General features: G+C 66.6%; 12 protein-coding genes. All 12 read left to right on the top strand.

Features of this window, described 5'->3' with window-relative positions; translation table 11 throughout:
* Positions 1-114 precede the first annotated feature (114 nt).
* The 12 genes from WS68_RS13015 (at position 115) to WS68_RS12960 (ending at position 22403) form a co-directional block, all read left to right on the top strand.
* A complete protein-coding gene (locus WS68_RS13015) occupies positions 115-6576 on the top strand; it encodes an SDR family oxidoreductase (protein WP_059571256.1) in 6462 nt (2153 codons plus the stop codon).
* Positions 6573-10658, top strand: a complete 4086-nt coding sequence (locus WS68_RS13010; RefSeq protein ID WP_059571198.1) for a cytochrome P450 — start codon at positions 6573-6575, stop codon at positions 10656-10658. The genes WS68_RS13015 and WS68_RS13010 overlap by 4 nt, the downstream gene beginning before the upstream one ends.
* Positions 10659-10692: 34 nt before the next feature.
* The gene (locus WS68_RS13005; protein ID WP_082710007.1) at positions 10693-12096 is read left to right on the top strand and encodes a flavin-containing monooxygenase; all 1404 of its coding nucleotides are present in this window, start codon (positions 10693-10695) and stop codon (positions 12094-12096) included.
* A complete protein-coding gene (locus WS68_RS13000; RefSeq protein WP_059571196.1) occupies positions 12093-12788 on the top strand; it encodes an ABC transporter ATP-binding protein in 696 nt (231 codons plus the stop codon). The genes WS68_RS13005 and WS68_RS13000 overlap by 4 nt, the downstream gene beginning before the upstream one ends.
* 5 nt (positions 12789-12793) lie before the next feature.
* Positions 12794-14227, top strand: coding sequence for an ABC transporter permease (locus WS68_RS12995; RefSeq protein ID WP_059571195.1), 1434 nt, complete (start codon positions 12794-12796; stop codon positions 14225-14227).
* 92 nt (positions 14228-14319) lie between these two features.
* On the top strand, positions 14320-15102 hold the full coding sequence (locus WS68_RS12990) for an outer membrane lipoprotein-sorting protein (protein WP_059571254.1): 783 nt from the start codon (positions 14320-14322) through the stop codon (positions 15100-15102).
* Positions 15099-16499 (top strand): hypothetical protein, encoded by a 1401-nt coding sequence (locus WS68_RS12985; RefSeq protein ID WP_231753010.1) that lies wholly within the window; start codon positions 15099-15101, stop codon positions 16497-16499. The genes WS68_RS12990 and WS68_RS12985 overlap by 4 nt, the downstream gene beginning before the upstream one ends.
* A 16-nt stretch (positions 16500-16515) precedes the next feature.
* Complete coding sequence (locus tag WS68_RS12980; RefSeq protein WP_059571194.1) at positions 16516-16917, top strand: DUF4345 domain-containing protein; 402 nt, start codon at positions 16516-16518, stop codon at positions 16915-16917.
* A 62-nt stretch (positions 16918-16979) separates the two neighbouring features.
* Positions 16980-17744 (top strand): 4'-phosphopantetheinyl transferase family protein, encoded by a 765-nt coding sequence (locus WS68_RS12975; RefSeq protein ID WP_059571193.1) that lies wholly within the window; start codon positions 16980-16982, stop codon positions 17742-17744.
* Positions 17745-17830: 86 nt separating this feature from the next.
* Positions 17831-18937 carry a triacylglycerol lipase gene (locus WS68_RS12970; RefSeq protein WP_059571192.1) on the top strand — a complete coding sequence of 369 codons (1107 nt, stop codon included), beginning with the start codon at positions 17831-17833 and terminating at the stop codon, positions 18935-18937.
* A gap of 254 nt (positions 18938-19191) precedes the next feature.
* A complete protein-coding gene (locus tag WS68_RS12965; protein ID WP_059571191.1) occupies positions 19192-21612 on the top strand; it encodes a putative bifunctional diguanylate cyclase/phosphodiesterase in 2421 nt (806 codons plus the stop codon).
* Positions 21613-21653: 41 nt separating this feature from the next.
* Positions 21654-22403 carry a TenA family transcriptional regulator gene (locus WS68_RS12960; protein ID WP_059571190.1) on the top strand — a complete coding sequence of 250 codons (750 nt, stop codon included), beginning with the start codon at positions 21654-21656 and terminating at the stop codon, positions 22401-22403.
* The last annotated feature ends 418 nt before the right edge of the window (positions 22404-22821 follow it).

The raw sequence follows: 22821 nt of genomic DNA, 5'->3' as shown, positions 1-22821 counted from the left end.
CCCGCGCCCGCCCCTGCACCGACAGAACAACAATCGAAGGGGCCGGCTCAGACGGGGCATCTCGTCCTAACCACTTGCACTCCTGATCGATCAAAAGATATGTCGAATTCCATTCTGCCGAACTCCTACCTGAAGGGGAAACGGGTACTGGTGACGGGCGGGGCGAAAAACGTCGGCAAGGCAATCTGCCGCCGATTCGCCGAAGCTGGCGCTCATGTCATCGTCAACTTCTTCCATTCGCTCGATGCATCCAAGGAAACCGCGGCAGAGCTGCGCGCGCTCGGTGCGACGGTTGACGTCGTGCGCGCGTCGGTGGCTCAGGAGGCGCAAGTCAACCGGATGTTCGACGAGATCGAGGCGAAATACGGAACGATCGACATTCTCGTCAACAACGCGGCGTCGGGCGCGCTGCTGCCGATCGACGACATCGAATCCGCGCATTTCGACCGCGCGATCGACACCAATCTGAAAGGCGCGTTCTGGTGCGCGCGCCGCGCCGCGCGGCTGATGGCGCGCGCCGGCGGTGGCGCGATCGTCAACGTGTCGTCGGTGGGCGCGATTCTGGTGCCGGCCAACTATCTCGTGGTCGGCACCGCGAAGGCCGCGCTCGAATCGCTGACGCGCTATCTGGCTGTCGAGTACGCGCAGGCCGGCATTCGTGTGAACGGCGCGTCGTCCACGCTGATCGACGGCGACGTCGCCGCGCAATTCCCCGATCCCGAGAATACGAAGCGTTCGAGCATCGCGGCGACGCCGCTGGGCCGGCTCGCGACGCCCGACGATCTCGCGGACGTCGTGCTGTTTCTCGCGTCGGACGCGGCGCGCTGGATTACTGGGCAGGTGATTGTCGCGGACGGCGGGATGTCGCTGTGCAGCGAAGGTTTGTCGCCGCGGCCTGAATGGCGCACGCAGCCGGATGCCGGACAAGCAGCGGCTGTGGCGCCGGTTGTGCCGGCAAATGGCATCGTGGCGGTGAACGCGGCGCAGACGCCGGTATCCGTGCAGGCTGCGCAAGCGTCCGCCGCGCATGCCGCACCGACGGTGGGTTCGGCTGCCGCCGCTCCGTCCGCGCACGCGGCTGCACCGCTGACACAAGCGCCGGCCGCCTTCGCGCGGACGGCGCCCGCTGTGGCTGCCGCTGCATCGGCGCCGGCCGCTGCGCTCGCGCAAGCCGCCGCCGCGCCTGTTGCCGCTGCTGCCGCGCCGCAAGCCGCCGCGCCTGCCGCCGCACAAGCGCCCGCCGCCGATTCGAGCGACGCGGACGACGCCGACGAAATCGCCGTCGTCGGCATGGGCGTCGCGCTGCCGGGCGCGAGCGATCCGCAGGCATTCTGGCGGGCGCTTCTCGACGGCCCCGAGCTGTTCGGCAACGTGCCGCCCGATCGTTGGGATTACCGGTCGTTCTACTCGCCGGACCTGTCGGCCGAAGACAAGAGCTATCAATCGCGTTCGGTGTTCATCGAGCATTTCGAGCCCGAGGCGAAGCTGCGCGCCGAGATCGACGCCGCCGCCGCGCCGCACGAGCTGACAACCCTGTGGCTGCGCCATTCGCTGCGCCAGGCGCTCGCCGGCGTGACCATTCGAGACGGCGACCGCACATCGTTCGTCGTCGGCTACACCGCCGACGGCAGCCAGCATCTCGAGGAAGGGATGGTGCTGGCGGCAATGCGCACGCGGCTTGGCGCGGCGCTCGACGAGGCCGGCGTGACGGCCGAGGCGCGCGCGCACCGCATCGCGCAGATAGACGCCACGCTGCGCGCGCGCTATGCGCGCGGCAACGAGGGCGAGCTTGCCGAATTTTTCCCGCACCGGGTGGGCCTGAACGCGATGCGCGGTGTGCTGCCCGACGACGCCGAATACATGATGATCGACACTGCGTGCTCGTCGTCGCTCTATTCGGTCGACCTCGGCCTGAAGAGCCTGCTCGAGGGCAAGCATGACGTGGTGGCGTGCGGCGGTGCGTTCGCGCTCGCGCCGCGCGGCTCGGTGATGTTCGCGAAGCTGCACGGATTGTCCAAGAGCGGCGAGGTGCGCCCGCTCGACAAGGCCAGCGACGGTGTGCTGTTCGCCGACGGCGCGGGCATCGTGATTCTCAAGCGTCTGAAGCGGGCGATCGCCGACGGCGACCGTGTGCTCGGCGTGCTGAAGACGTTCGGCTCGTCGTCGGACGGCAAGGGCAAGGCGATCTACGCGCCGAATTCGGCCGGCCAGAGCATTGCGATCGGCCGCGCATACCAGCAGACCGACGTGCCGAAGGCATCGATCGACTGGGTCGTCGCGCACGCGACCGGCACGCCGGCCGGCGATCTCGCCGAATTCCAGAGCCTGCGCGAGATGCTGTCCCGCGAGCGGCCGGTGCAGGTCACGTCGAATAAATCGCTCGTCGGGCATACCGGCTGGGCGGCGGGTGTCGTATCGCTGATTCAGGTGCTGCTCGCGCTCGAGCACGGCTGCATTCCGCCGCAGCACCGGTTTGCCGAGCCGCCGGCCGAGTTCGAGATCGAATCGAGCGGCCTCACGGTGCCCACGCGCCCGGTCGATTGGCCGCGCAAGCCGCACGCGCCGCGTTTTGCGGCCGTGTCGGGCTTCGGCTTCGGCGGCACGAATGGTCACTTGATCGTCGGCGAGTACCGGCCGGACCTGCGCGCGCCGAAGCCGGCCGCGCGCGTCAACCGCGAGCCGCTTGCGATCGTCGGCTGGTCGGCGAAGATTCCCGGCCTCGACAGCCGTGACGCCGTCGCCGCGTGGCTTGCCGGCACCGGCGCGCAGCCGGGCGCGAGCTTCGGCCTCACGTATGCGCTGCCGAGCTTCGAACGCGTGCGCATGCCGCCCGCGGTGCTGCGCGCGCTCGACCGTTGCCAATTGATGGCGCTCGACGCCGCGCACGATCTGCGCGAGCAGATCAGCGATTACTGGCGCGCGCATGCGAACACGATCGGCGTGGTGATGGGGCATATGGGCCCGACGCGTAACGCCGCACTGTACGCGAGCCGCTGCTATATCGACGATATCGCGACCGCCGTGCGCGCGGGCGCCGATGATGCGTCGCGCGCCGCGCTCGACGAGCTGCTCGCGCGCGTTGCCGACAAAACGAAGAGCCTCGTGCCGCCGACCACCGAGAATTCGTTCCCCGGCATGATGCCGAACGTGATTCCGGCGCGCGTGGCGAACTACTACGATCTGCACGGGATGAACATGACCGTCGACGCTGGACATGCGTCGACGCTGGCCGCGTTCGAAGTCGCATCGCGCTTCCTGAGGAGCGGCGAACTCGATATGGCGATCGTCGGCGGCATCAACGGCAACTCGGCCGACGAAGTGCAGCCCGCGTTCGACAAGCCGCTCGCCGAGGGCATCGTGCTGTTCGCGGTGACCACCAAGGCGCAGGCCGAGGAGGCGGGGCTGCCGGTGCTGGCGTGGGTCGAGAGCGGCCGCGAGTTCGACGAAGGGCTCGCGCCCGCGGTGTTGCGCGATGCGGCTGGCCGCGATGTCACGTATGCGGGCGCCGACGGCGCGCTCGCGGTGCTGCGCGCGCTCGTGAGCGGTCCGGATGCGGCGTCGATCGCATTCGGCAACGGTGCCGATCAGGCGCGCTTTGGATTGCGCGTCGATCGCAAGCAGCCGCCGGCACCCGTTGATCGCACGCGCAAGAGCGCGGACGCCGCGGCCCGCGCCGTAGTGCCGGGCGCGTTGGCACAGCCGGCTGTTGCTGGTGTTACCGCCGTGTCGGCCGCTGCCACCGCTGCCACCATGCCGGCCGTTGCCGTTGCCGCCGCGAACGCACCGGTTGCGCCCGGCGTGCTGGCCGCGCCGCGCGTGGCGATTCCGCAGACGCTGAAAGCCGTCGACGTTGCCGCGGACGGCGAACCGCTCGGCGTTACCCGCTACCGGATCGAATGGCTGGACACGCCGTGGCAGGCAGGTGCCGGCACCCTCGCGTATCTGCCCGCAGGCAGCGTGGTCGTCACCGACATGCCCGAGCTGCTCGACGGCATCGGCATGCTGCCCGCCGATCTGCTGGTGCTCTCCACGCGTGCGACGACGTTCTCGCGCGCGCGCGTCGCGGTGATCGACACGGTCGACGAAACCGCGCTGCAAGCGCTGATTCCGGCCGGCACGAGCCACGTGCGCGTGCTGACTTCGCTGAACGCGAGCGCGCTCGCGCCGGATCATCTCGCCGCGCCGACGCCGCAGCGGCTGAAGCTGCACGATCTCGCGTTCGTCACGCTCAAGCAGTGTTATGACGATGTGGCCGCCGAAGGCTCGTTCGTCGAACTGCTGCTCGACGCGGTGAAAGACGGCGTGCCGCACCCGGACGCCGGCATGTTTACGGGATTCGCCAAGGCGCTCGCGATCGAGCTGCCGAAAGCGCGCTCGCTCGCGGTGCTCACGAGCGATGCGGATATCCGCCAAGGCGTCGCGCAGGCCGAGCGCGAGAGCGGCGCGCAGCATCTGCTGCCGGTGGTCGCGCTGGCCGGCACGCGGCGTTTGACGCCGCGCGTCACGCGCGACGCGGGCGCGCTGCCCGCCGACGGCTTCGCGCGGATCGGCCCCGATTCGGTGATCGTTGCATTCGGCGGCGCGCGCGGCATCACGGCCGAGCTGATGAAAGCGGTGGCCGAGCATTTCCGCCCGACGATCTACCTGATCGGCAGCAGCGCGCTCGACGCTTACGGCCCGGATGTATACGCAGGCAGCGACGAAGCGTTCGCGCGCCGCCGCGCCGATTACATCCGCGAGCAGAAAGCGTTGAATCCGACGCTGCCGCTGCCCGCGATCATCAAGGCGTTCGAGCGTCAGATCGACGCCCGCGCCGCGCGCCGCAACATCGACGTGATGCAGTCGTACTGCGGCCCGAACAAGGTGTTCTATCTGCGCGCGAACGTGCTCGACGCACAGAGCGTGCGCGCCGCGGTCGAACGGATCACCGCCGCCGGCCGGCCGGTCGATCTTGTCATCAACGCGGCGGGCCTCAATCGCTCGGCGTCGGTCAACGTGAAATCGTTCGCGGATTTCGTCGCGGTGCGCGACATCAAGATTCGCGGCTACTGGAATCTGCGCAGCGCGTTCGGCGCCGCGCAGCCGCGCGCGTGGTGCAACTTCGGCTCGTTCATCGGGCTGACGGGCCAAGCGGGCGAGACCGATTACGCGTCGGGCAACGATTTCCTGAACACGCAGGCGGCCTATCACCGCGCGGCGCTCGCGCAAGACGAGTTTACGATCGGCTGGACGCTGTGGCGCTCGGTCGGCCTCGGCTCGAACCCCGTGACGCGCGCGTTCCTCGAAAAGAGCGGGCTGTTCACCAGCATGCGGACCAACGAGGGGATTCATCACTTCCTGCGCGAGATCAACCTGAGCGCGCGTGCCGCCAGTTCCGTGCATCTCGGCGACGCCGAGCGCCGCGCGATCGAGGCATATCTGCCGACGTTCTTCGACAACGATGCGCAAGCCGTGCCGGCGGCGCATGCCGCGTCGGCTCCGGGCGAACCATCGATGCCGAGCGCGTCGTCGAACCGGCGCGCGCCGAGTCAGCGCGCCGAGCCGCACGCTGCGGCCGCGGTCCAACCCGTGCCGCAATCCGCGCCTGCCGTGCCGGCAGCCGCGCGCGATTTCTACCTGGGCCGTGAGGTGAGCCGCACGAGCGACAGCGTGACGTTCGAGCGCGTCTTCGACCTGCGTACCGACGCGTATTTGCAGCACCACGTCGTCAACGGCTTCGCGACGCTGCCCGGCACGTTCGTGCCGGAGCTTGCCGCCGAAGCCGCGCTGAAGCTGATGCCGGGGCAGTGCGTGGTGGGTTTCCGCGACGCCGCGTTCCGCCATTTCCTGCGCGTTTATGACGCGGACCGGCCGAGCACCAAGCGGATTCACGCGCAGCTCGTCGGCCGCGAAGGCGACACGTCGGTCGTGCAGGTGCGGGTGACGGGCGACGTGTTCGCACCGAACGGCCAGCTTCTGGTGCGCGACAAGCTGCACTTCGAGATCAAGGCGCTCGTTGCGCCGCGCTACGCGTATGCGCCGGTATGGCCCGCGCAGAATGAGCCGCGCACGCCGGTGGCCGATCCTTACCATTTCGAATCGGCGCCCGTGCGCCTGACCAACATGTTCGTGTCCACCACCGACACGGGCATGAGCGCGTCGGGCAAGGGTGCGCGCTATCAACTGAACGTCGCCGTCGACGACCCGGTGTTCTCGCGCTTCGTGGTCCCGAGCATCATGCTCGACGGCCTGGCACGGGTCGCCGCGCTGAACTATGTCGCCGACGACTATATTCCGCTTGCTGCTCCGCTGACGATCGGCCGAATCGATCTATATGAAGGCGGCAACGATTGCGAACTGACGAGCCGCCACGAGCGGATCGATCTGTACGCAACGCCGCGCGAGTTCGCGCTCGAAGGCGGGCACGGCGGCAACCGCTTCGTCGCGGTGCGCCCCGACGGCCGGATGCTGATGCAGATGACCGACGTGACGGGCGTCGTGATCGGCTACGTGCACCGGACGACGGGCGCCTATGCGACGAAGGCCGAAGTCGACGCGCTCGTCGCGCGTCGCGCAACCGAAAGGGAGACGGCATGAGCAAACGCAGCCAAGCGCCGGGGCCGCGCGGCAGCCTCATGATGGGTAATTTGGCCGAGTACAAGCGTAATCCGATCACGATGCTGCTGCGCCTGCAGCAGCAATACGGCGACGTCGTGCGCAACCGGCTGGGGCCTTTCGTCACGCATGCGCTCGCGCATCCGGACTACGTCCAGTACGTATTGCAGGAGAATCATCGCAACTACGTGCGCGGACGCTTCTACGACAATTTCAAGAAGTTTTTCGGCGACGGCATTTTGACGACCGACGGCGACTTCTGGCGCCGCCACCGGCGCGTCGTTCAGCCGCTGTTCCATAAGAAGCAGGTCGAATCGCACGCGGCGGCGGTGGGCGACGCGGCGCTCGCGCTCGCGCACCGCTGGAGCGGGCTGCCGCCCGGCGAGGCGATCGACGTCGTCGAGGAAATGATGACGCTGAGCCTGAGAATGCTCGGGCTGATGGTGTTCAACTCCGACGTGTCGACGCACGCTCAGGCGCTCGGGCCGGCAGTGCGCTTCGGAATCGAAGCGATGATGCCACAGGGCGACGCAAACGATTTCACGCCGCGCTGGGTGCCCACGCGCTTCAATCGCAAGGTCGCGCATGCGCAGCGCGCGATCAACACGATTATCGATAAGATCATCGCCGACCATCGCGAAGGCAACTGCGAGCCGAGCGATGTGATCTCGATGCTGATGAACGCCCGCGATCCGGACACCGGCCAGCCGTTGACGCAAAAGGAAGTGCACGACGAAGTGCTGACCGTGTTCCTCGCTGGGCACGAGACGACGGGCTCGGGCCTCGCGTGGGCGCTCTACGCGCTCGCGCAGCATCCGGCGGTATTGCGCCAGTTGCGCGAGGAACTCGACGCGCGGCTCGGCGGGCGGGCGCCGACGGTGCAGGATCTCGAGCAGTTGCCGTATCTGCAACAGGTGGTCGACGAGGTGCTGCGCGTCTATCCGCCGATCTGGGGCTTCACGCGCGATCTCGTCGATGACGACGAGATCGGCGGTTATCACATCCCGGCGGGCTCGTCGATTTTCGTGTCGCCTTACGTCACGCATCGGCATCCCGCGTTTTGGCGAAATCCGGACGCGTTCGATCCGGAGAACTTCGCAAGCGAAGCGGCCGCCGGCCGCCATCGCTACGCATTTTTCCCGTTCGGCGGCGGGATGCGCAAATGCATCGGCTTCCAGACCGCGCTGCTGCAAATGCGCGTGCTGGTGGCGGTGATCGCGCAGCATTGCGATTTGAACGCGCTGCCCGGCCATCCGATCGAGCTTGGCGCGATGATCTCGCTGCGGCCGGTGCACGGCATTCGGCTGATCGTGAAGCCACGCGAGCGCGAGCGCAGCCATTTCGCGCGCGTGCGCGAATACGAGCAAGCGCGCGCGGCCGATCAGGCCGCCGGCTATGCGGGCGATGAACGCGCGGTGTGCCCGATGCATGCGGCGCGCGAGCCGGGCGCGGCCGGTGCGGCGCATGCGGCCGGCGCGGCGGCGGGCGCCGCCGGAATCGCGGCGGCCTGCCCGGTGGGCGAGTCGGCCGACGCGACCGACTCGGCCGGCCAGCCGGCTTCAACCGCCTCCGGGAGCGCGGCCGAAGCCGCGAGCGTGCCTAGCGTGCCGGCGTGGCGCTTTACGTGGCGTCCGACGCCGGTCGAGCCGGTGTCCGACATGCCGTCGTCTGCGTTGAGCGGCAAGCGGATCGCGCTCGTCAACGGGCGCGGCGGCACGGTCGAGCGCGTGGCGGCGGCGCTTGCGCGCGCGTGCGCGAAGGTGTCGGTGTTCGCGCCGGCCGAGCACGTTGATTGCGCAGTTGCCGCGAAAACGTTCCTCGATGAATCCGGCCCGCTCGATGGCATCATCGATCTCGGCCTCGAAACGCCGTTCGCGCTTGATGCGGCGAATGCGTGGGAAGCGCCGATGCGCCGCACGGTCGAGCTGCTGAAGGTGTGCTACGACGAATGGGCGGAGGTAGAGGACACGTCGCGGCTCTTCTATGTCGCCGTCACGTGGATGGACGGCATGATGGGCTATGGCGACGACACACTCACGCAGCCGCTCGGCGGCCTGTGGGCGGGGCTCGCGAAGACGCTGCCGCAGGAGCTGCCGAACTGCAACGTGCGGGTGCTCGACATCTCGCCGGACGAGACGCGCCGCGTCGACCGGCTGATCGTCAACGAGCTGTATCGCTGGGGGCTGTTCGAAGTCGGCTACCGGCAGGGCGTGCGCTATACGCTGCACGCTCAGCGCCATGAATTGCCGCCGGCGGAGGCGCCCGCGCCCTCGCTGCTCGCGCCGGGCGACGCCGTGCTGTTCTCCGGCGGCGCGCGCGGCATCGGCCTGCTATGCGCGCGCGCGCTTGCCGAGCAGTACGGCTGCACGGTCATCGTCACGGGCCGCGACACGCCGCCGGAAGGCAGCGAGCCGTGGGCCGCGCTCGACGAAGAAGGGTTCAAGCGATACAGCCACGAACAGTTGCGAGCCGCGTCGCCGGACAATCCGCCGAAAGCGATTCGCGCGCGCCTTTCCCGGCTCAAGCGCCAGCGCGCGCTGAAGGCGGCACTCGACGAATTCGCCGCGCGCGATCTGCCGGTGCGCTATCGCGTCTGTGACGTGACGGATGCGGCCGCCGTGCGCGCGCTGTGCGACGAGCTCGGCGATTCGCTGCGCATGGTGATTCATAACGCGGGCGTGGACCGTCCGGTGCGGCTCGTGCAGAAGAGCGCGGACGATTTCGAGGCGACGGTGCGCACCAAGGTGCTCGGCTTCGCGAATCTGTGCGACGCGGTGCGTGCGCGAGCGCGGCTCGTGCGGTTCTGCAACGTCGGCTCGCTGACGGGCCGCTGGGGCGGCATGACGGGCGAGACCGACTACGCGGCCGCGAACGACGGTCTCGCGCGCCTCGGCCTGTGGGCGGCGCGTCACGCGCTGTCGCCCGCGTGCGGCGTGAAAACGCTCGCATGGCCGACCTGGGAAGGCGTCGGGATGATCACGAACTTTGCGATCACGCAGCGCTACGTGACGCCGATGAACGTCGACGAGGGCGTGCGCCATTGGCTGCGCGAGCTTGCGTCGCCGGGCAGCGGCGAAGTGACGTTCGTCGGCGCGATCGGCCGTGCGCCGACGCCCGTGCAGATCAAGGGCTTCAATCCGATTCACGAGCTGCCGAACATCGGCGAGCTGGTCACGCGCGGACACCACGCGGGCGAGCCGCTGCGCTTTCGTCCGTTCAAGCGCTTCGAGACGCGCTACACCGTCGATCCAGCCGTCGCCCCGTTCGCGCAGGCGTTTCGCTTCAATGGCCGCGTCGTGCTGCCCGCGTCGCTCGTGCTCGAACACGCGTGCGCGGTGGGCGATTGGGTGATGCCGCCGACGGGCGAGCCGCGTCAACTGGCCGAGATGACCAACGTCACGCTGCATCTGGACGCGCTGCCCGAGGTGCCGGGCGGCGTCGAACCGGTCGAGATCGACAGCAAGGCGGTCGGCTACATGATCGGTGACGTCTGGTGCGTCGACGTGCGCTGCAGCGATGCGCGCACCCGCGCCGAGCTGCTCGCGATGACGCTCGTTTATCAACCCCAGCCGGAGCCGGTCGGCGCCGCATACGCGCGCGCGCCCCGCTTGCAGCCCGCGCCCCAGCCGCTGGCTGCCGTGCCCTATGCCGCGTGGAACGGCGAGTTGCTGCCGGCGGGCGATTGGAGCGTGCCGGACGACGCGTCCGCGGGCATCGTGAGGATCGGCCGCGTGTCGCCCGCGGCGGTGCTGAGCCTTTGGACGTTGCCGTTTCCGCTCGAATTGCGCTTGCCGGTCAATCACGTCGAGCACGTGCTGCGCGTGCTGTTCGCCGAATGGAGCGCGTCGCGGCAGCACGCGCCGGCGACGTGGCGCATCGGCCGCGTCAAGCTCGCGCGCCTGCCGGCGTCGTCGGCCGACTGCGTCGCCGAATATGTGACCGGCCGCTTCACGGTGCTCGACGCGCGCGGCTACGTGCTGATGCGATTCGACGATGCGCGCTTGGGCGAGGCCGAGCCGGCCCGGCCCGAATCGGGCGCGCTCGCCGATTCGCTGACAGCCTGATGCGCAAGCGCACAACTGAATTGGAGTGACGACGATGACAACCACCCCCAGCCGGGACGACAGCCAGCGCTATTGCATCATCGGCGGCGGCGCGGCAGGCATTACGACGGCGAAGAATCTGCGCGAACAGGGCGTCGATTTCGACCTGATCGAGCGCGAAGACGATTTCGGCGGCACGTGGTACTACGGCAAGCCGTGTAGCGCGATCTACCGATCGGTGCACATGATCAGCTCACGCGCGTTTTCCGAGTACACCGACTACCCGATGCCCGCCGACTATCCGACCTACGCGCGCGGTGATCAGGCGCTCGCATATCTGCGCGACTACGCGCGGCGCTTCGGCGTCTACGAGCACACGGAATTCAACCGCACCGTGCTCGAAGTCGCGCCGCTGCCCGATAGCGGCTTGTGGCGCATCGAACTCGACGGCCACGAGGTGCGCCACTACAAGGGCGTGCTGGTCTGCAACGGCCACTTGTCGAAGCCGCGCGTGCCCGACTATCCGGGCCGCTTCGACGGATTGCAACTGCATTCGGCGCTGTACAAGACGCCCGACGTGCTCAAGGATAAGCGGGTGCTGGTGATCGGCGCGGGCAATTCCGGCTGCGACATCGCCGTCGAGGCCGTGCATCACGCCAAGGCGGTGTTCCACAGCACGCGGCGCGGCTATTACTACTGGCCGAAATTCCTGTTCGGGATGCCTGCCGACGAATGGGCCGAATGGCCGCTGAAGCTGCGCATGCCGCTGTGGGCGCGGCGCTTTTTCGGCGAGCGGCTGCTGCGGCTGACGACCGCCGGCCAGCCGGAAGACTACGGGCTGCCGAAGCCTGACCATAAGCTGTTCGAATCGCACTTCATCATCAATTCGACGCTGTTTTACCACCTCGGGCACGGCGATCTCGTCGCGAAGCCGGACGTCGTCGAACTGCGTGGCGACCGCGTCGCGTTTTCCGACGGCAGCGAAGAGCCGATCGACGTGATCATCTATGCGACGGGCTTCCAGTTGAGCTTCCCGTTTCTCGATCAGTCGTATTTGCAGTGGGACAAGATGCAGCCGCGCTTATATCTGAACGTATTCGATCGCGCGCATCCGAACCTGTTCTTCGTTGGCCTGTTCCAGACCTCGACCGGCAACTGGCCGCTGATGGACTACCAGGCGCAGCTCGTGTCGCGCTACCTGCGCGCGCGCGACGCCGCACCCGCGAAAGCGGCCCGGCTCGACCGCCTGATTCAGCGCGACCATTCGAACTGGAACGGCGGCATTCACTTCAGCGACACGCAGCGGCACGTGATCGAGGTCGAGCACTTCGCATACCGGCTGCAATTGAAGCGGCTGATCCGCTCGCTGCCGGCCGCGCCGGCGATGTCGGCCCGGCCCGCGCGACCGGCCGGCGCGGCCACGGCCACGCCGCGCGTGCGCACCGGGGGCGCGGGATGACGATCGTCACCGTCGAAAACGTCAGCAAGACTTATCTGCTCGACAGTGTGAAGGTGACTGGCCTGGCCGACGTGTCGGTCGATATCGGCGCGAACTGCTTTACCGTGCTGAGTGGCCCGTCCGGCAGCGGCAAGACCACGCTGCTCAACATGATCGGCTGCATCGACCGGCCGGATGCGGGGCGCGTGGTGGTCGCCGGGCACGACACCGCGACGCTCTCGGACGATGCGCTGTCCGATTTCCGGGCGCGGCAGGTCGGCCATGTGTTTCAGTCGTTCAACCTGCTGCCGGTGCTGTCCGCATACGAGAACATCGAGTATCCGCTGCTGATGGCGCGCCGGCCGCAGCGCGAGCGCGCCGAGCGCGTCGCGCAACTGCTCGATGCGGTCGGGCTCGGCGGCAAGGGCAAGCACCGGCCGAGCCAGTTGTCCGGCGGGCAGCGGCAGCGCGTCGCGATCGCGCGGGCGCTCGCGGCGGGCCCGTCGCTCGTGCTCGCCGACGAGCCGACCGCGAACCTCGATAGCGTCACGGGCCGCGCGATCATCGCACTGATGCACAAGATGCAGCGCGACAGCGGCGTGTCGTTCATCGTGTCGTCGCACGATCCGCAAGTGCTCGAGGCGGCCGACGATATCGTGCAAATCCGCGACGGCCGCATTGTCGGACGGCGTCGCGCCGCGCAGGAGGCGTAGAGCAGATGCATACCTTGATGTTGGCGCTGCGCAATCTGCAGCGCAACCGGCGGCGCTCGATCACGACGCTGCTCGCGATGATCGTTGGCGTGTGCGCGATCCTGCTGTTCGGCGGTTTCAGCAAGGACATCACGTTCGGATTGCAAACCGATTTCGTGCGCCGCACCGGCCATTTGCAGATTCAGCGGCACGGCTACTTCCAGTACGGCAGCGGCAATCCGGTTGCCTATGGCATTAGCGGCTACGAGCGGCTGATTGCGCAGTTGCGCGACGATCCCGTGCTGTCGCCGATGATCGCGGTCATCACGCCGACGCTGCAGTTCGGCGGAATCGCCGGTAATTTCGCGGCGGGCGTATCGCGCACGGTGCTCGTGCAAGGCGCGAACGCCGACGAGCAAAACCGGATGCAGCAGTGGAACGACTACGGTTTTCCTCTCGCGCCGAAGCCGTATCCGCTCGTCGGCACCGCGTCCGACGCGGTGATTGTCGGGCACGGCGTCGCGCGCGTGCTGCACCTGTGCGAGCCGCTTGCCGTGCCCGATTGCGGCGGCGGCGATCTTGCGCAGGACGCGGCGGCTGCCTCCGGCGCCTCCGCCGCGCAGGCCGCCGACGCGCCCGCCGACGTGCTCGCGCTATCGGCCGCCGAGGCCGACGCGCAAAAGGTCGGGCAGCGCGGCGAGCGCTCGGGCGCGACGCACATCGAAGTGCTCGCGGCGAACGCCTACGGCGCGCCGAACGTGGGCGGCTTTACGGCGGTGAAGGCCGAGCAGCAGGGCGTGAAGGAGTTCGACGACGTTTATCTCGCGATGCATCTGCCGCGCGCGCAGCGGCTCGTGTATGGCGGCGACGCGCCGCGCGTGACGGCCATCGAGATCCAGCTCAAGCACACCGCGCAGCTTGCGGCCGCGCGCGCGCGAATTGATCAGTTGTTTGGTGGCCGCTTCGAGAATCAGCCGCTCGACGTGCTCGATTTTGCCGCGCTCAATCCGTTTTATGATCAGACGAATCGGATGTTCTCGATGATTTTTGGCTTTGTTTTTGTGCTGATTGGTGCGATCGTGCTGTTCGTCGTCAGTAACACGATGAGCACGGCGATTCTCGAGCGCACGGTCGAGATCGGCACGCTGCGCTCGATGGGCGTGCGGCGCAGCGGGATTCAGGCGCTGTTCGTGTGCGAGGGCGCGCTGCTTGGCGTCGTCGGCGCGTCGATTGGCGTGGTGGTCGCGCTGGCGCTCGCGTTCGCGGTCAACCACAGCGGGCTCGCGTGGACGCCGCCCGCGCGGATCGATTCGGTCGCGTTGACGGTGCGCGTGTGGGGCGAATGGAAGCTGATCGCGCTGACGTTCTTCGGGCTTGCTATCGTCGCGGGGCTGTCCGCGTGGCTGCCGGCGCGTCATGCGGCGCGGCTGTCGATCGTCGACGCGCTGCGGTATGCGTGACACAGGTTGGCCTGGCGGACGAAACGGACGGTCGGGTTTGATATCGGATTGAGAATGGGGAACCGGGTTTGGAAATGATGGGGAGGTGCAACGTGCGTCGGTTGTTTCGTACATGGTGGATCGGCTTGAGTCTCGGCGCGGCGGTGCTCGCGCATGCGCAGACCACGCCTGATCCGCAAACGCTGCTCGCGCAAAGCGACGCAATCCGCACGCCGACGAAGTCGTTCGTGCTGACGGCGACGCTGACCGAATACCGGTCGGGCAAGCAGGTCGACGGCAACACGCTGTCGATCTACTCGAAGCCGGATGCGCCGGGCGGCGCGTTCCGCACGCTGGTGCGCTTTGTCGCGCCCGCGCGCGATGCGGGCAAGCTGATGCTGAAAAACGGCAACGATCTGTGGTTCTACGATCCGGCCAACCAGGCGAGCATCCGCATTTCGCCGGATCAGCGGCTGCTCGGCCAGGCCGCCAACGGCGACGTCGTGACCGTCAATCTCGCGCACGATTACAAAGCGCAGATGAAGGGCGCCGAGGACGTGATGGACGGCGACCGGCAAACGCGGCATTGCTACAAGCTGTCGCTGACGGGCAAGGCCGAGGGCCTCACGTATCACCGCATCGAGCTATGGCTCGACGCGTCGAACAGCCGGCCGGTGAAGGCGAAATTTTATTCGGAAAGCGAACGTTTGCTGAAAAGCGCGTTCTACCGGCGCTATACGATGCAGCTCGGCGTCGAGCGTCCGACCGAAACTGTCATCATCGACGGCCTCGACCCGAATTGGGTCACGGTGATGCGCTTCTCCGACTACGCATGGCGCGATATTCCGGACGCGTGGCTGCAACGCGACTACCTGCCCCGCTTCCAGGCGCAATGACGCGAAAACCGTTGGCCGTGCTGGTCTGGCTGCTCGCGGCGGCGGCGACGCCGTCTCGCGCCGCGCCGGCCGGACCGGAAGCAGCGGGCGCGGCGCATACACCCGCCGAGCCTGCTGCTGTGCCTGCCGCGCCCGCATCAGACGCGCCGAGCGCACCCGCCGCCCCGGCTTCGGCAGGCGGCGTCGACGACGACGCGACGAACGCCGCGCTCAATCTCGCCGATGCAACGCCCGCCGCCGCGCCCGAAACCGCGAAGCCGTGGAAATTCAGCGTGCAGGATGCGATGCGCTGGAGCGACAACCGCGACGCGCCGACGTCCTGGCGCAACCAACTATCGATCGAATTCCAGTTCGACCATGCGCTGACGCCGTCGCTCGGCGTGCACTTCGCGATGCGCTTCGACCGCTTCGATCCGCTGTCGGCGAATGCGGATTCGCATCGCGACGTGATGCTCGTCAAGGAAGCCTATGCGAGCTGGAAGCCGTCGCCGTATCTCGCGCTCGATGCGGGCCGGATCAACCAGCGCATCGGCGCGGCGATCGGCTACAACCCGACCGATTTCTTCAAGGCGGGCGCGGTCAGCCTCGACGTGCCGCCCGATCCCGACAGCCGCCACACGAACCGGCTCGGCACCGTCGCGGTGCGTGCGCAGCGCGTGTGGGATTCGGGCTCGGTCGCGTTGATGCTGGCGCCGCGGCTCGCGAGCCGCGGCGTGCCGGGCGATCCGTTCGCATCGTCCGATCTGCAGCGCACCAACGGCGTCGACCGCTGGATGCTGGTCGGTAGCCAGCGGCTCACACCGACGATTCAGCCGCAATGGGTGCTGTATGGAGAAAGCGGACAGTCGCCGCAGTTCGGGCAAAATTTGAGCGTGCTGCTCGGCAACGCGGTGGTCGCTTACGCGGAATGGACGGGCGGCTGGCGGCCTTCGCTGATCGGCGCGTCGACGGGGCGCGGCAATCAGGACCGCGCGTTCCGCACGCGCTCGTCGTTCGGCTTCACGTGGACATTGCCGGTTGATCTGTCGCTGACGGCGGAGCTGCAAAGCAACAGCGGCGGCGCGTCGGCTTCGCAATGGCGCGCGCTGCAAGCGAGCGATCCGTATGCTTGGGGCCGCGCGGTGCGCACGTCGATCTTCGCGCAGGAATTGCCGTCGCGGCACGGGCTGTTCCTGATGGCCGCGTGGCGCAACTTCATCGTGCGCCGCGTCGACCTGACGGGCTTCGCGCAACTGGACCTCGGCGCCGGGCGGCAATATTGGCTGGAGTTGCGGCGGCGTTTCGACAAGTTCGACGTCGCGCTGCAATTCCTGCGGCAGACGGGCCCGTCGTGGAGCCGCTACGGCGCAATGCCGGAAGCGAGCAGCGTTCAGGTGCTCGGGATCTTTTATCAATAACCGGAGGCGCCTCTCGATGAGCAGCAAACGCACCCTACAAATCGTCACCACGATTCTCGGCATCGTGCCGCTTGCCACCGGTGTGCTCGGCATGCTGGGCATTCATGATCCGCTGTACGCATCGCTTGGCATCGCGATGCCCGACGACGCGACGCTCGACAGCAATTTGCGCTTCTTCGCGGGCGTGTGGTTCGGGCTCGGGCTCAGCGTGTTCTACACGATTCCGGACATCGAGCGCAAAGGCGTGCTGTTCCGTGCGCTTTGGCTGATGATCTTCGTCGGCGGAATTGGCCGTTTGATTTCGCTTGTGTCGGTCGGCGCACCGTTTTTTCCGTTCATTGGCTTTACCGTGCTTGAAATCGTCGGTGCGCCGTTATTTGTTTGGTGGCAAAGCCGCGTTGCCGCGGCGGCCCGTTGAAGGGCGGGATCGCGGATTCGGCCGGGGTGGCCGGCGTATCCCTAGTACGAAGTGACTGATAAATGACAACCGAAGGATGGCCGCACGCAGTGGCGCACGATGAGGCAGCGCCATTGCGGTTTAGCGTAGCGAGACCGTCGGCGGCGTTGCTGGAGCAGGTTGCGCGGGGTGAAGTGCATATCTGGCGTGCGAGCGCTGACGAGGCAGGGTCGTATCTCAAATGCGATTGCCTCTCGCTGAGCGAGCACGAACGCGCCGCGCGGCTGAAATTCCGCGCGCATCGCGAACTGTTCCTGTTTGCCCGCGCGATGCTGCGCGTGGTGCTGGGCGAATATCTCGACGTGGATCCGGCGCGTCTCGTGTTCGATATCGAGTCGGGCGGCAAGCCGGTGCTGTTCAGCCGCGATCTGCAGTTCAGCTTGAGTCATGTGCGTGGCGGCGTGCTGCTCGCGATCGCGAGAAAGCGCGTCGGCTGCGATCTCGAGTCGCTCGACAGGAAACTCGACACCGACGCGCTCGCGGCAGCAAGCCTCGCGGCCTGTGAACTCGAACAGTTCGAGCTTGCTGCGCCGCGTGCGCGCAACGGCATGCTGCTGCAATGGTGGACCCGCAAGGAGGCGCTGCTCAAGGCGCACGGCGCTGGGTTGCGCCGCGATCCGCGCCAGTTGGAAATGCCGTGGGCGCCGCAACCCGGTGCGCGCGGCGAATGCATGAGCGACGGTGTGTGCTGGACGGTTGCCGATATTGGGTTAGGGCCGGCGTGGTGCGCATCGGTTGCGATGGAAGAGCGCGACGCCGACATGCAAGGGTTTTGTTTGGGGTGGTGAGTGACCGCTCCGGCGCCGCTGGCGCACCGGGATGCGCGGCACCGCATCGTTGAACTTGGCATGAAGCCAGGCAGGGGAGGCCGAAAATGAAGTCTTGGTATGAGCGCGTCGTGGTTGCGGCGCAAGTTGCAAAAAGAACACTGGGCCGCGGCTGGACGGCCGCGATCGTTGCCGCATGCTGCGCGGTGGCGGCGCCCGCGGTGTCGGCGCAAACCGCGCCGGCCGCAATCGACGATTATGCGGCAACGCGTTATCCGATCATTCTGGTGCACGGCCTTACCGGCTCCGCGAATATGTTCGGCGCGGTGCCGTATTGGTACGGCATGCAACCGGATCTCGAGCAGCACGGCGCGAAAGTGTTCGTTGCCGATATGTCCGGCTTCCAGAGCGACTATGGCCCCAACAGCCGCGGCGAGCAATTGCTCGCATACGTCAAGCAAGTGCTCGCGATCACCGGCGCGCAGAAGGTCAACCTGATCGCGCACAGCCAGGGCGGGCTGACGTCGCGCTACGTTGCATCGGTTGCACCGGAGCTGGTTGCGTCGATCACGACGATCGCGACGCCGCACAACGGCGGCTCGCAACTGTCCGATTTCATTCTCAACGGCCTGAAGCTCGATCCGACCGGCTTGTCCACGCCGATCTTCGGCTCGCTGATGAACGTCTTCGGCTTCATCACGAGCGGTCTGCACAACACGAACCAGGACGGGATCGCCGCGTTCCAGGCGCTTAGCAGCGCCGGCGTTGCTCAGTTCAACAAACTGTTCCCGAGCGCGGGTGTGGGCGCGTCGGGCACGTGCACCACGGGCGCGCCGACCGAGAACATCGGCGGCAACGTCCATCTGCTGTATTCGTGGAGCGGTAGCGCGTTCCAGCCGGTCAGAGTGCTGGGCATCACGACGGGGGCGGTCGATACCAGCACGCTGCCGGTTGCCGATCTGGCGAACGTGCTCGACGTGTCGACGCTGCCGCTGCTGGCGGCGGGCAATATCATGGCCATGAGCGGGGCCGGGGCGAACGACGGTTTTGCGTCGACTTGCAGCTCGCTGTACGGCCAGGTGATTTCGACCGCATTCAAGTGGAATCACCTGGACGAAATCAATCAACTGGTCGGCATCCGCGGCGCATTCTCGCCCGATCCGGTCGCGGTGATGCGTGCGCAGGCGAATCGTTTGAAACTTCAGGGTGTGTGAAGCATGGGCGGGCGGCGGCAAGCCGCCCGTTGTTTGATACGGGGAAGTGTGTCGCCGGGCGGCTCGAACGGCGACACATTTGTATTGGTCGTATGTAACGAAACGCGCAGACGGATAACCGGATGATAGCCAGTCTACCGCAAGTGCCGCAACGGACAGCGCGGCAGGTCACGTTTCAGACGTGATGCGCAAATACGGGGGTATTGGTGCGGCGACGGGCTCATGCAAGGTGGACGATGAACGAGACTTCCAGCATGCGTGAACAGATACTTGGCCTTGACGGACGGCGCGGTCAGCTGCCGGACCTAAGGCCGGCGCTCGACGTCTGGCCGATTCTGCTGATGGTGTCGGTGCTGGTGTGCGTCGTCATCGTGAGCCTGACGATCGTGTCGTTTCTGCGCATCTACATCGGGGGCGAAAGTACCTGGTCGAAATCGCAGAAGGATGCGGTGATCTCGTTGATCCGCTATGCGGAAACGGGCGACGAGCGCGATTACCGGCTCTACGAGTTCGCGATCGACAAGCCATACCGGCTCGGGCTCGCGCGCACCGCGTTGCAGCGCAAGCCGCCCGATCGCGAAACCGCGCGCCGGGCGATCATCGCGGTCGGCATTGATCCGACCGACGCGGCGGCCGCGGCCTGGGTGCTGCCCGAGCTGAGCTGGGTCGCCAAAATCAATTACGCGTTGCAGGCGTGGGAACAGGCCGACGGCGAACTCGCGACGTTCCGCGAGGTCGCGCAAGAGCTGCATACGCTCATCAGCGGCGGCCGCCGCAACGACCCGCGCGTCAAGGAGCTGGAGCGCCAGGTGTGGGACATCAACGAGCGCGTGTCGGGGCTGCCCGACCGTTTCTCGAAAGCGTTCAGCGATGAATTCCGCTCGAGCGTGGAACTTCTGCTCGTCGGGTATTTCAGCGCATCGATCTTTCTGATGTATCTCGCGCTCGTCTGGGCGCGCCGCGCCGCATTGCAGCGGCTGTCGATCCAATACGCGCTCGATCGCAGCGAGGCGTTCGCGGAAGCGGCGCTCAGCTCGGTTGCCGAGGCGGTGATTACCGTCGGGCTCACGAAGAACGTGGATTTCATCAACAACGCCGCCGAGAAGCTGCTCGGTTATTCGGCATCCGCCTGCGTCGGCGCGCCGGTATCGAGCGTGCTGATGTTGATCGACAAGGAGACGGGGCAGGCCGTCGATATCGTCGACGAATTCTGGGCGCGAAACGAACGCACGCCGATCAAGCGCGAAGTGCATCTGCTGCGGCGCGACCGCTCGAAGATCGTCGTGCAGACGACGATCTCCGAAATGGGCGACCGCGTGCACGGGCACATCGGCTACGTGCTGATCCTGCGCAACATGACGCGCGAGCAGCAATTCCTCGAAAGTCTTGCATGGCAGGCGACACACGATGTGCTGACGGGGCTCGTCAATCGTGTCGAATTCGAGCGGCGGCTCGAAGCCGCGCTCGCGGAGGCGTCCGGCAATGACGCGGCGGATTCAATGCTGCTGCTGCTCGATCTCGACCGCTTCAAGGAAATCAACGATACCTGCGGACACGCGGCGGGCGACGCGATGCTGCGCGAGGTCACCCAGCGCTTCCAGAGTTGCCTCGACAGCGAGGACGTGCTCGCACGGCTTGGCGGCGACGAGTTCGGCGTGCTGCTGCCGCATGGCGCGTCGTCGTGGCCATCGAAAAACAAGGCGGAGCGGCTGCGCCGCAGCCTTGATGGCTTCGAGTTCATCTGGGAAGGCGAACGCTTCACGGTGAGCGTGAGCATCGGCGTGCTCGAATTGAGCCACGCGCCGCGCAACCTGGAGATGGCGGTCAAGCTTGCCGACATCGCGTGCTACATCGCGAAGGAGCGCGGGCGCAACCGCATTCAGCTTGCCGATCCGAGCGATCTGCAGCAGGCGCGCCACGTTGGCGACGTGCAGTGGAGCCGGCGCATCAAGTCCGCGCTCGAAACCGACGGGTTCCGGCTTTACGTGCAGCCGATCGTGCACGTGTGCTCGATGGCGGATGCGCCCAAGCGGGCGGAGCTGCTGCTGCGGATGAAGGACGATGCGGGCCACGATATCGCGCCAGCGGCGTTTCTGCCGGCGGCCGAGCGTTATGGGCTGATGGGGCTGATCGACCGCTGGGTGGTCAGCACGGTATTCCGCAAGCTGAGCGCGCTGCCTGTGCGCGAGTATCACGAATACAACGTGAATCTGTCCGGCGCGTCGGTTTCCGACGAGCGCTTTCTCGAATTCGTGATCGCCGAGCTGCTGGCCTGCGGCCTGCAGCCTTCGATCATCTGCTTCGAAATCACCGAGACGACCGCGGTGAAGAATCTTGAGCTCGCGTCGCGCTTCATGAGCGAGCTGCGCGCGATCGGCTGCCGCTTCGCGCTGGACGACTTTGGCGCGGGCATGTCGTCGTTCCGCTATCTGCGTCATTTGCCGATCGATTATTTGAAGATCGACGGCGAGTTCGTCGCGAACATGACGACAGACCGGATCAGCTACGGCGTCGTCGGCGCGATCAACGAAGTCGCGCATTCGATGCGTTGCCGCACGATTGCCGAGCATGTCGAATCGGAAGCAGAGCTGAACATGCTGTGCGACCTCGGCATCGATTTTTATCAAGGGTATTGGTTTGCAAAGCCTTCGCCATGGAGTGAAGGCGGCTATTGACGTGACGTGGGTCGGTCACATTTCCAACTAAGGAGAGGAACGTGCATATACCTTTTGAACGCGATGGCGATCTAATGGATCTAGCCAGCTATCCACGATGGCTGCAAGACGTGGTGGGCACCGTGAGCGAAGCGCGCGAGCGGGTGCGGTGTCACGAAGTTTTTTCGCTCATGCGCGAAGGGCGGCTGACGCGCCCGCAGGTGAGCGCGTTCTTCGTCAACGGATGGCCGGTGGTCGAGCAGTTTCCGAAGTACATGTCGATGAACCTGCTGAAGGCAAACGGCGCGTACTCGCCGGGCGAGGAGAAGGCTCGCCGCTATCTGATCCGCAACATTCGCGTCGAGCTGAATCACGTTGCGTACTGGATTGACTGGGCGGAGGCTTCCGGCGTATCGCGCCAGGCGCTGATGGACGCCTCGGACGGCATGAGCCCGCCTGCGGCGCTTGCGCTCAGCCATTGGTGCTGGAAGAGCAGTAACGCGGATTCGCTCGCGGCGAGCATCGCGGCGACCAATTATGCGATCGAGGGCGTGACCGGCGAGTGGAGCTCCGATCTGTGTCAGACGAAAGACTACGAACTCGGCTTCGAAGAAGATGTGCGCGGCCGCGCGATGCGCTGGCTGAAAGTACACGCCGGGTATGACGACAAGCATCCGTGGGAAGCGCTCGACATCGTCGCGACGCTTCTCGGACATTCGCCGAGCGCCGAAGTCGTGCGCAACGTCACGGCGGGCATCGAGCGCAGCTTCCGTTACTTCGAAATGAGCCTGTCCTGCTGCCTTGACGCATGAGCGTTGCAAGCATCGGATCGTCGCGCCCGCGCGGGCCGATGGCGATGCGGGCGCAGGGCCGTATCGGCTGCGGGTGCGAGCGCGGGTGTATCGAAGCCTGTTCACGCCAATGGCGGGCTTGGGCTGGCCGCTAAGGCTGGCGCAGGCAGCAAAGCAAGGTGCAGCGATGCCGAACTTTGGCAACGCGAATGCCGGATGGACCGGCCCTTGCGGTGGCCCGTCTCGCGAGCGATCTTCAATCAAGCGAATTTACGTTTCCGGCGATATAGCGGGCGTTGCTCGACATCGCGCCTGCCCGCCCGGCGCAGGGCAAGTGCAGGCGCGTTTGCGGGCCCGTTATCGGTGTGAGCAAGTGGTAGTTTGGCATGGCGAAAACGCCGAATGCGTAAGCATTTCGCCCAAACCGTAACAGAGCGTC

The sequence above is a fragment of the Burkholderia sp. TSV86 genome (genome assembly GCF_001522865.1).
Taxonomy (GTDB): domain Bacteria; phylum Pseudomonadota; class Gammaproteobacteria; order Burkholderiales; family Burkholderiaceae; genus Burkholderia.
This window is presented reverse-complemented; position numbering and strand designations above follow the sequence as displayed.